Below are 10,913 nucleotides of genomic sequence, written 5' to 3'. Positions count from 1 at the left end.
ACTAAAACAGTTCAAACACAAAACACCCTACCTTTTTTTGAAAAAAAATTAAAATAAAAAATCTTTTTTTTGACGTATGTTTTTTAAGTTTTATTTTTCTTTGCATTCTACTCATGAAAATACAACGAATCACATACATTTCAATAGGTACCAACCAAGGAAACAAACTTGAAAACATGCAACAAGCAATTAATTTAATTGCAGATAAAGTGGGTGCAGTTTTAAAAGTGGCTTCGGTTTATGAAACAGCTTCATGGGGGTTTGAAAGTGATAATTTTTATAACACTTGTATAAAAGTTTCTACCTATTTACCGCCTGAGCAATTAATTGTAAAGCTTCTCTCAATTGAAAAAGAATTAGGTAGAACTAGAAAAAATGTAGACGGGTATTCTGATAGAGTAATTGACTTGGATGTTTTATTATTTGATGATGAAATTATTTTTTCAAAAACTTTAATTGTTCCTCACCCAAGGATGTTAGAGCGTAAATTTGCCTTAGTTCCTTTGGTTGAGATCGCACGTAATGTAATTCATCCAATAGAAAAAAAACATCTATACATCTGTTTAGAAAATTGTTCTGATTCTACTGAAATCACCAAAATTGACAAGAATTTAAAAAGACCTATCCCTATTACCGAAAAGTATAATTACATAGCTATTGAAGGCAATATTGGTGCAGGAAAAACATCTTTGGCTAATATGATGTCTGACGAATTTAATGCAAAAATTGTTTTAGAACGTTTTGCTGACAATCCGTTTTTACCAAAATTTTACAACGATAATGAGCGCTATGCATTTCCTTTGGAAATGAGTTTTTTAGCAGATCGTTATCAGCAGTTATCAGACGACTTAGCACAATTCGATTTGTTTAAAAACTTTATTGTTTCAGATTATTATATTTTTAAATCACTAATTTTTGCACAAGTAACGCTACATAGTGACGAATATAAACTGTACAGAAAAATGTTTGATTTGATGTACAAAGAAATTACAAAACCCGACTTATACGTGTATTTGTATCAAAACACAGAACGTTTGTTAGAAAACATAAAAAAACGCGGACGTGAATACGAGCAAAATATAGAGGCTAGTTACTTACAAAAAATTCATGATGGATATAGTAATTTCATCAAAACTCAACCCGATTTGAATATTTTAATTATTGATGTTTCTGAAATGGATTTTGTAAATAATCCTGATGATTATGAAACAATCATCAATAAAATAAAAAATTACAACGCATAAAAAAAGCAGCTTTTAAGCTGCTTTTTTTATTTCTGAATTAACTCAAGCTTTTCAGCAAAGTAATCGCAAAAATCACGCATTGTTGCACTCATCTTTTCATCATTCGTTGCTCTCTCAAATGAATTTGCCATAGATACTAAGGTTTGATGAAAAAACTGCTTCATCTCGTCTACAGGCATATCTTTCGTCCATAAATCCATTCGTAAAGTATCTTTTTGTTTGTGGTCCCAAACAGATAACATAATTGCTTTTGAAGGTTCATTATTTATACCTCCATCTTCTGCATTCCATGAAATTTGCTCTGGAATTCTGTTTTCGTCTAATCCTACTTTAAATGTAATTTCTGATGTATGTTTAACCGCCATTATCTCTTTGGTTTGTATCCTGATTTTTTGAAGATTTCCTCTTCATTTGTTTGTAATAATTGATGCAAAGATACATCATTCTTTTGCATATATGAGCGTACAATTTGCCAACCAATCCACTCTCCTATTCTTCCTGGTGATTGACTATCTTCTTCTATATAAAACTTAGAAAAAGGAGCTAAATCTAAAAAACGTTTATCAACATCTTTTCCTGTGTTATACAACAAATCTTTTTCTATAAAAAACCTCCAAATTTGTTCTTCATTGCCCTTAGCCCAGTCTAGTTTTTTTTGAGAATACCCTATTTTAAATGCATCAGGAATTTGAGGCAAGTAAGCATCTAACAAATACATTTTTTTACCTCGATATATCATTTTATCTACAAAACTTCTAGCTCTATTAGGTAGCATCTGCTTTCCTACAATAGCTTTTGCTACATCAACAACAATATGATTTTTAGTGTTGTTTTGTTTTACATAAGCAGGATATTCGTTATAAAATTCATGCTTGCTTCCTAAATAAGCATCTAAAGAAATAAGCAATAAACTATCAGTATAAACAATTCTGTTATTATAATCGATATTTGTTAACATAGTAATTACCTTAGGACTCACAAACTTCGGATTATAATATGTTACATGCTTAAACAAAGAGGTTAACTGTTCCTTTTCGTCAGAAATGTCAGTAAAAACTTTTTGTGTTTCTATAAATAATTCTTGTTCATCTTTGTTGTTGATTTTATTCACCCAAACACTATCTGGTTGAGGCGGAAAAAGCATCGGATACTTTTCTTTTGTCTTAAAAAGCTCTTCTGGTTTCGTAGTATAAAAATCAACATCAAAACGGTCTATTTCAATACTTACATCGATACTAGAAACATCAACATCTAATTTATTATTTTCTTCATTCTTACACGAAGCGTTTATAAAAACTAAGATAACTAGTGCTAAAATTATTCTCATGAACTTTAGTATATTTACGTTCTAAATTACAACGTCGAAATTACTAAATTAGTTTTTATCGCTTAACGATAAACTCTTAAAATATCTTAAAAATGAACACTCCTAAAGTTGCTGAACATATTGTAAATTGGTTAAAAGAATACGCTACAAACGCCAAAGTAAATGGTTTTGTTGTAGGTATTTCTGGAGGTATAGACAGTGCAGTTACCTCAACTTTATGTGCAAAAACGGGGTTACCTACTTTGTGTGTTGAGCTACCTATTCACCAAGCTGCAAGTCAAGTAAACAGAGCTAACGAGCATATTAAACAATTAAGAGAACGTTTTAGTAATGTTAATGAAGTAGAAGTGAACCTAACCTCTACTTTTGAGGATTTTAAAACTGTTGTTCCTCAAATAGAAACCTCAGCAAAAGTTGATTTAGCTTTAGCCAACACTCGTGCTCGCTTACGTATGACTACTTTGTATTATTTTGCAGGATTACACGGTTTATTAGTTGCTGGAACTGGAAATAAAGTAGAAGATTTTGGAGTTGGTTTCTTTACAAAATATGGTGATGGCGGTGTTGATTTAAGTCCTATTGCAGATTTGGTAAAGTCGGAAGTATATGAATTAGCAAAGTATTTAGAAGTACCAGCTTCTATTCAAAAAGCGCAACCTACCGACGGGTTATTTGGAGATAGTAGAACTGATGAAGATCAAATTGGAGCTTCATACGATGAGCTTGAATGGGCTATGAAAATGCAAGACGCTGGTAAAACTACAGCTGATTTTTCAGGTAGAGAGTTAGAAGTGTATAAAATATACACTCGCCTTAACCGAATTAATCAGCATAAAATGGTTCCGATACCAATCTGTGAAATTCCTAAAGAATTAAAGTAGGTTTACAGACATCATTTGTCGCTTAACTTTTTGATAAGCGTGTTTTTTTTGTCCGTTAGAAATTTGAAATGGTAATAAAATAAGCAATCTTATTAGCTCAAGTATTTGAAGCAATTTTCTCATTATTCAATAGTTTTTCTAGTTCTTTTCGACACTAAAATTACAAATTTGTCACCAAAAAACAATAAAAAAATAAAAAATACTAAGAGTTAAGTATTAAACTACACGGTTTAATTTCTCAAAAAGTCGCTTTTTAAGCCCAGTATAATTAGCAATTTCTTCTAAATTTGGAGTCGCATTCTGCTCTTGACTCTCACTCATAATTTCTTTGATTTTCTCTTCAATTAAAACTCTACGTAAGTTTAGTATCGCATCAGAAACCAATTTAGGAAGTACTTTTACTGTTTCGGTAACAAAAACTTCTTTTCGTTCCCAATCACTTAAATTGTACTTTTCTTCATCCATCAAAATATTGGTTACTAAGTTTGATATTTGAGGATTTTCATGCATCACCAAATGATCTACACTAATTTTTTCATTTTGATTTAATTGATGAATCAATTCATAATAAGTTAACCTGAAAATATCATTGGTAAATTCAATTTCATCTTCTTGTAAATTTAAATACAACTCATTAGAAACTGAATTTTGGTATTCATCTTTCTCTAAAACTACTCTACCTCGTTCATCAACAACCTCAACCCAATTGATAAAATCAACAATCTCATTACCATACAACAACAAAATTCTAATAATTTCTTTTTCAAGAATATTTAATTGGTTGATGCTTTTTTGTAGTTTTCCATTACCTCCTTTTACAAGCTCCATCGAAGCTTGCTCTTGCTCATAAAAATATTCTGGAGGTGGTTGATTTAAATCCTGACCAGCATTTGTTCTTTTATTAGTAACAGCTCCTTTTTTAAGCAATTGCGCCAATTCACTAAACAAAACACGTTCAGAAATATCCATGATGCGTGCACATTCTTGCACGTATACTTCTCGCTGAATTCCGTCAGGGATTTTAGAAATACTAGTAACAATATCACGAATTAAACCTGCTTTTTTTACAGGATCATTCGCAGCTTCTTCCATCAATAAAGACACTTTAAACTCAATAAAATCTTGTGCTTTATCTACTAAATATTGCTTTAATTCGGTATTTGAATGTGCTTTTGCAAAACTATCAGGATCTTCTCCTTCTGGGAATGTAACCACTTTTACGTTCATTCCTTGTTCAAGAATTAAATCAATTCCACGAAGTGAAGCTCTAATTCCAGCAGCATCACCATCAAAAAGCACTGTAATATTTTTAGTTAAACGGTTAACTAGTCGGATTTGATCGGGTGTTAATGCTGTACCTGAGGAAGCAACTACATTTTCTATTCCTGATTGGTGAAACGAAATTACATCGGTATATCCTTCAACTAAAAAGCAATTATCTTCTTTGGCTATTTCTTTTTTTGCTTGATATAATCCGTAGAGAATTTTACTTTTATGATAAATTTCACTCTCAGGTGAATTAAGATATTTTGCTGCTTTTTTATCGTTGGTTAGTATACGACCTCCAAAACCTAAAACACGCCCAGACATACTGTGAATTGGGAACATAACACGACCTTTAAAACGATCGAACATTTTATCTTCCGTTCCTCCTTCTTTAACAATGGTAAGTCCTGTAGATTTTAGATACTTTAAATCAAAACCTTTAGCTAACGCCGCTTTGGTAAAATTATCCCATTCGTCTTTACAGTATCCTAAATCGAATTTTTCAATTGTGTCTTCTCTAAATCCACGTTCTTTAAAATATGACAACCCAATTGCTCTACCATTTTGAGTATTCATTAACACATCGTGAAAGTATTCTTTGGCAAATTTTGAAACCAAAAACATACTTTCTCGCTCATTCATCTGCTCTTTTTGCTCATCAGATTGCTCGGTTTCTTCAATTTCGATATTGTATTTATTTGCCAACCATCGAATTGCTTCAGGATACGTATAATGCTCATGTTCCATTAAAAAAGAAATCGCATTCCCACCTTTACCCGTACTAAAATCTTTCCAAATTTGTTTTACTGGCGAAACCATAAAAGACGGAGTGCGCTCATCAGTAAACGGACTTAACCCTTTAAAGTTACTTCCCGCTTTTTTTAACTGCACAAACTCTCCTATCACCTCCTCTACTCGGGCGCTTTCAAAAACTTTATCAATGGTTTGTTGGGTAATCATACTTTATCTAAATAGCAAACAAATATAGGAGTTTTAAAAAGTTCTTTTTTATTGCTTATAAAAAACTCTTAACATATTTAATTTGCTAAAAAGATATAAATATATAATTTTGGCAAAAATTCCCCTATTAAATGAAAACAATTACCCCTTTTTGTTTTGCATTGTTGCTTTCATTCAATGCTTTTTCGCAAGAAACTATTCGAATTCCTGATATTGGCTTAGAAGAATGTTTGGTTAATTTAAAAATTGACTCAAACGGTTTAAACGGAAGTATTACCATTAGTGATGCCGAATATGTTACAAACTTAAACGTAGACAATCCTATCACCAATAAGGACTTACCTTATGTATATTCAAAAATTAAGGATTTAAGTGGTTTAGAAAGTTTTCCTAATCTTAAACGTTTGGATTGCTACGATAATGAAATTACTAAAATTGATTTATCGAAAAGTTCGTCTATAAGCTTTTTAAATTGTAGCCAAAATAAAATTGAGCGTTTAGATGTGAGTAAAAATCCGAACCTAAATTATATTAGTTGTGATTATAATAAACTTCACACATTAATTTTAGGTGAAAACTCAAATCTTGAAAGTTTGTATGCTAGTTTTAACAAACTAACTACCTTAGATGTTTCTAATTGCCCAAACCTTGTTAGTATGGATGTTACAGGCAATAAGATTAAAACAATTATTGTTAGTGAAGAGCAACTAGCAAATATTCCTCAAGGATGGTTTAAAGACAAAACCACCACCTACGCAACGAGTGCTGGTGAAGTTATTGAAAAAAATACTCCTGAAGAAAAACCTACAGTTGTTACTGAGCAACCTAAAACGTACGACGAAAGCTTAAAACAATCGGTAGTTTTAGAATACGAGAAGTTTTTACAACAGAAAAAAGAAGAACTTATCAATAAATATAAAATTGACAAAGAGCAATTAAACGACTGGATTGTTAAGTACAGTAACACCCCTAAATCACAATAATTAGGTAACATAATAATAAAAAAGCCATCAAATTATTGATGGCTTTTTTATTTAGTAAACTTTTTTTTAGTCTTAAGAAGCTGCTCTTAATTTTTTTAATGCAGATTTTGTCAACTTAGCTTCAGCATATTCTTTAGTTACCTTAAATTCATTTTCATCAGAACTAGGCATATCAAACATTGCATCGGTTAAAATTGCTTCACATAACGAGCGTAAACCACGTGCGCCTAATTTATATTCTATTGCTTTATCAACAATAAATTGCAATGCTTCTTCAGTTATTGAAAACTCAACATCATCCATAGCAAACAATTTTGTGTACTGCTTTATTATAGAATTTTTAGGTTCTGTTAAAATAGCACGCAATGTTTTTGCATCTAACGGATTCATGTAACTCAACACTGGTAAACGACCAATAATTTCAGGAATCAATCCAAAAGATTTTAAATCTAACGGAGTAATGTATTGTAATAAATTATCCTGATCTATTTTATCTTCCTCAACAGAAGCACTATAACCCACTGCTTGCATATTTAAACGCTTACTGATAATTCTGTCAATTCCTGAAAACGCTCCCCCTGCTATAAATAAAATATCTTTGGTATTTACCTCGATAAACTTTTGCTCTGGATGCTTTCTTCCTCCTTTAGGTGCCACATTTACCACTGCACCTTCTAACAACTTTAACAAAGCTTGTTGAACACCTTCACCAGAAACATCTCGTGTAATAGACGGATTATCGCCTTTACGAGCAATCTTATCTATTTCATCAATAAACACAATACCTCTTTCAGCTTTTTCCACATCGTAATCAGCTGCTTGTAACAAGCGACTTAAAATACTTTCTACATCTTCACCTACGTAACCTGCTTGTGTTAAAACAGTAGCATCTACAATAGAAAATGGTACGTTTAACATTCTTGCAATAGTACGCGCCACTAATGTTTTACCTGTTCCTGTCTCTCCTACTAAAACAATGTTCGATTTTTCAATTTCAACCTCATCTTCATCTCCTCTGGTTTGTAATAACCTCTTGTAGTGATTATATACAGCAACCGACATTGCTTTTTTAGTTTCATCTTGACCGATGATATACTCATCTAAAAAAGCTTTGATTTCTTTCGGCTTTTTTAATGTTAAGTCTTTTGATAAATCACTTGTTTTAGCCTCAGCTATTTCCTCCTCTACAATTCCATGGGCTTGCTCTATACATTTATCACATATATGAGCATCTAAACCTGCGATTAATAAATCGGTTTCAGGTTTTTTACGACCACAAAAGGAACATTGTAAATTTTCTTCTTTCGACATTATTCTTGCTTTTTGCTGATGTCATTACGAAAAGAAATAGACGAAGTAACCTTGAAAAATTACTTCATTTCATTCGCAATGACGTATAAAAATCTATTTTCTAGTTAAAATTTCATCTACCATTCCGTAAGCTTTCGCTTCATCGGCTTTCATCCAATAATCACGGTCTGAATCGTGGTGTACTTTATCAAATGGCTGCCCTGAATGGTTAGCGATAATTTGATACAACTCATCTTTTAATTTTAAAATTTCACGAGCTGTAATTTCAATATCAGATGCTTGTCCTTGTGCACCTCCTAAAGGCTGGTGAATCATAATACGAGAGTGAGGTAATGCTGAACGTTTTCCTTTTTCTCCTGCACACATTAACACTGCTCCCATTGATGCTGCCATACCTGTACAAATAGTTGCTACATCTGGTTTTATAAACTGCATGGTATCGTAAATACCTAAACCAGCATAAACCCCACCTCCTGGTGAATTGATATAAATTGAAATATCTTTAGACGCATCAACACTTTCTAAGAATAATAATTGCGCTTGAATTACATTAGCTACTTGGTCGTTAATACCTGTACCTAAAAAGATAATTCTATCCATCATTAAACGAGAAAAAACGTCCATTTGAGTAATGTTCATTTGACGTTCTTCCATAATATATGGGGTTAAGCTACTTGTTATTTTACCCAAGTAGTTACTATTTATTCCGTGGTGCTTAGTTGCGTATTTTTCGAACTCTTTTCCGTAATCCATTTTTAAAATGTTTTTGGGTTATAAAGATGTAAATATAAGAACTATTTCGTTAGTATTTTGTTACAGTTTATGGCTAAAAAAACCTGAATGTACATTCAGGTTTTTTATTCTTATCAGTTATAAACTGTTATTTGTAAACTTCTTTAATAAAGTCTTCAAAAGAAACTTCTTTTGTATCAAAACTCATGTTTTCTTTATAAAAAGCTAATAATTTTTGAGAAATTAATTGCTCTTGTAAACGACGAGCTTCGTCTTGGTTTTGTAAGATTCTACCAGCGATATCTTCTAACTCTTTTTCTTCTGGGTTCATGTTACCAAATTGAGCCATTTGCGCACGGATAAATCCTTTAGCATAATCTACTAACTCAGCATAGTCTAATTTGATATCGTTATCTTTCATAATCTTTCCTTCGATTAATTGGTAACGTAATCCTTTTTCAGACTTTTTGTACTCTTCAACAGCTTCTTCAGCAGTTAATTCTTTTTCTCCAGCAGTTTGTAACCACTTTTGTAAGAATTCAGCTGGTAAATCAAATTTAGTATTCTCTACTAAGTTTTCAGTAATTGCGTTTAACAATTGTTGATCTGCTTGTTGTTGGAATTGCTTTTCTGCGTCTTCTTTAATTTTATTTTTTAAATCTGTTACAGTTTTTACGCTTCCGTCAGCAAATAACTTATCAAATAATTCTTGATCTAATTCTGCTGGTTCTATTTCAGTAATTTCTTCAATAGTAAATGTTACAGCGATATCTAAACCGTGAACCTCATCGTGAGACACACCTAAAGCTCCTTGTAACTTATGCTCGTCTTCAAATAAGCTTTTAGTTTTTAACTCTAAAACGTCTCCTACTTTAGCACCTACAAACTTTTTTAAGTTTGTTTTTCCTTTAATATCTTTTACAGAAATTGTAGATTTTTTGTTGATTTCTTTCTCTTCGTTTACGAAAGTACCAGTTACATTAGTTTCTTCAGTAGCTTCTTCTTTAGCAGACATTTTTCCGTAACGAGATTGAATATTTTCTACTTCTTTCTCGATTAACTCATCAGTAGCAACAATGTTGTATTGCGTTACTTTGTTTTTTGGCTGTAAGTTTACATCGAACTCAGGAGCTAATCCTAACTCGAACTCAAAAGAGAATTTATCAGCATCCCAATTAAAATCGTCTTGTACTCTTGGTAAAGGATTACCTAAAATATCTAACTTTTCTTCAACTAAGAATTTGTTTAACGATTCTTGTAAAAGCTTGTTTACCTCATCAATCATTACTGATTTTCCGTACTGCTTTTTAACCATTCCCATTGGTACTTGACCTTTTCTAAATCCTGGAATGTTCGCTGTTTTACGGTAATCGTTTAATACTTTTGTTACTTTATCTTGATAATCTTCTGCAACAATATCAACTTTTACAACTGCATTTAATGCATCTACGTTTTCTTTTGTAATATTCATCTTAAAAATCTGTTTCTTAAAAAATCGGGTGCAAAATTAGTGTTTTTTTACTATTCTACAAAAGGTTTAACTCTTTCGTTTTCAGTTATTTTTTATCTTCTTTTAATAGCGAGAATAAGAACGACCTAAATATTGATAATAAGACACTAAACAACAGTGCTGTGAAAAATCCGCTGACAGCAAAACCTGAGACCAACTTACTCGCTAACAATATAATTATCGCGTTAATCACAAATAAAAACAACCCTAAAGTTACTATGGTTGCTGGTAATGTAAAAAACACCAATAACGGACGCACAAACATATTTAGCAAGGAAATTACCACCGCCACAATAACTGCGGTTACATAATTAGTTACAAGTACTCCTGGTAAAATGTTTGCTAATACAATTACCGCTAATGCGGTTAGTAATAATTTTAAAAATATTTTCATGTATTTGGTTTTTAATTATCGTGATTACAGATGAAGGCAATCAAAAAATTCTGTTTGTAAACCTTAAAGGTTGCTTCGTTTCACTCGCAATGACGGATTATATTGTACGATAACCGTACCAAATTGAAAAACAGGAAATTTTGGCAGATTATGCTAAAATTTAGTTTGATTCTTAAACTTTAAAACGATAACTTCGCTATCGGACGATATCAATCATTAAAACGACAGATATCTTAACCGTTAGCAATAATTAAAAAAAACACTCATGAAAAAAATTATTTTTATAATCTTTATTTCTTTTCTAT

At 31.6% G+C, this 10,913-nt stretch carries 10 protein-coding genes; 3 read left to right on the top strand and 7 right to left on the bottom strand.

Annotated elements, in window-relative coordinates; genetic code table 11:
* Nucleotides 1-113: 113 nt before the first annotated feature.
* Complete coding sequence (gene folK / locus ACKTST_RS02260; RefSeq protein WP_408046177.1) at nt 114-1,244, top strand: 2-amino-4-hydroxy-6-hydroxymethyldihydropteridine diphosphokinase; 1,131 nt, start codon at nt 114-116, stop codon at nt 1,242-1,244.
* Between the two features lie 26 nt (nt 1,245-1,270).
* Here folK and gldC read toward each other — a convergent pair whose 3' ends face one another.
* The gene (gene gldC, locus ACKTST_RS02255; protein WP_408046176.1) at nt 1,271-1,609 is read right to left on the bottom strand and encodes a gliding motility protein GldC; all 339 of its coding nucleotides are present in this window, start codon (nt 1,607-1,609) and stop codon (nt 1,271-1,273) included.
* Nucleotides 1,609-2,571, bottom strand: coding sequence for a gliding motility lipoprotein GldB (gene gldB, locus ACKTST_RS02250; RefSeq protein WP_408046175.1), 963 nt, complete (start codon nt 2,569-2,571; stop codon nt 1,609-1,611). Before gldB ends, gldC begins: the two co-directional genes overlap by 1 nt.
* Nucleotides 2,572-2,663: 92 nt before the next feature.
* On the opposite strand from gldB, the gene nadE reads away from it, so the two are divergent.
* Complete coding sequence (gene nadE / locus ACKTST_RS02245; protein WP_408046174.1) at nt 2,664-3,452, top strand: NAD(+) synthase; 789 nt, start codon at nt 2,664-2,666, stop codon at nt 3,450-3,452.
* Between the two features lie 216 nt (nt 3,453-3,668).
* Here the strand turns inward: nadE and dnaG are convergent, their stop codons facing one another.
* Nucleotides 3,669-5,678, bottom strand: coding sequence for a DNA primase (gene dnaG / locus ACKTST_RS02240; RefSeq protein WP_408046173.1), 2,010 nt, complete (start codon nt 5,676-5,678; stop codon nt 3,669-3,671).
* Nucleotides 5,679-5,809: 131 nt separating this feature from the next.
* Between dnaG and ACKTST_RS02235 the strand changes: the two genes are divergently transcribed.
* On the top strand, nt 5,810-6,661 hold the full coding sequence (locus ACKTST_RS02235; RefSeq protein WP_408046172.1) for a leucine-rich repeat domain-containing protein: 852 nt from the start codon (nt 5,810-5,812) through the stop codon (nt 6,659-6,661).
* 72 nt (nt 6,662-6,733) lie between these two features.
* On the opposite strand, the gene clpX is transcribed toward ACKTST_RS02235, so the two are convergent.
* From clpX to ACKTST_RS02215, 4 genes are all read right to left on the bottom strand, one after another.
* Complete coding sequence (gene clpX / locus ACKTST_RS02230) at nt 6,734-7,972, bottom strand: ATP-dependent Clp protease ATP-binding subunit ClpX (RefSeq protein WP_408046171.1); 1,239 nt, start codon at nt 7,970-7,972, stop codon at nt 6,734-6,736.
* A 93-nt stretch (nt 7,973-8,065) separates the two neighbouring features.
* A complete protein-coding gene (gene clpP / locus ACKTST_RS02225; RefSeq protein WP_408046170.1) occupies nt 8,066-8,725 on the bottom strand; it encodes an ATP-dependent Clp endopeptidase proteolytic subunit ClpP in 660 nt (219 codons plus the stop codon).
* Nucleotides 8,726-8,852: 127 nt separating this feature from the next.
* Nucleotides 8,853-10,175, bottom strand: coding sequence for a trigger factor (tig, locus tag ACKTST_RS02220; RefSeq protein WP_408046169.1), 1,323 nt, complete (start codon nt 10,173-10,175; stop codon nt 8,853-8,855).
* An 85-nt stretch (nt 10,176-10,260) separates the two neighbouring features.
* The gene (locus ACKTST_RS02215; protein WP_408046168.1) at nt 10,261-10,608 is read right to left on the bottom strand and encodes a phage holin family protein; all 348 of its coding nucleotides are present in this window, start codon (nt 10,606-10,608) and stop codon (nt 10,261-10,263) included.
* Nucleotides 10,609-10,913: the final 305 nt, after the last annotated feature.

The sequence above is a fragment of the Tenacibaculum crassostreae genome (assembly GCF_964512405.1).
In the GTDB taxonomy this organism is placed as follows: Bacteria; Bacteroidota; Bacteroidia; order Flavobacteriales; family Flavobacteriaceae; genus Polaribacter; species Polaribacter crassostreae.
Note: the sequence above shows the minus strand (reverse complement) of the source record. Positions and strands in the feature narration are given on the sequence as shown.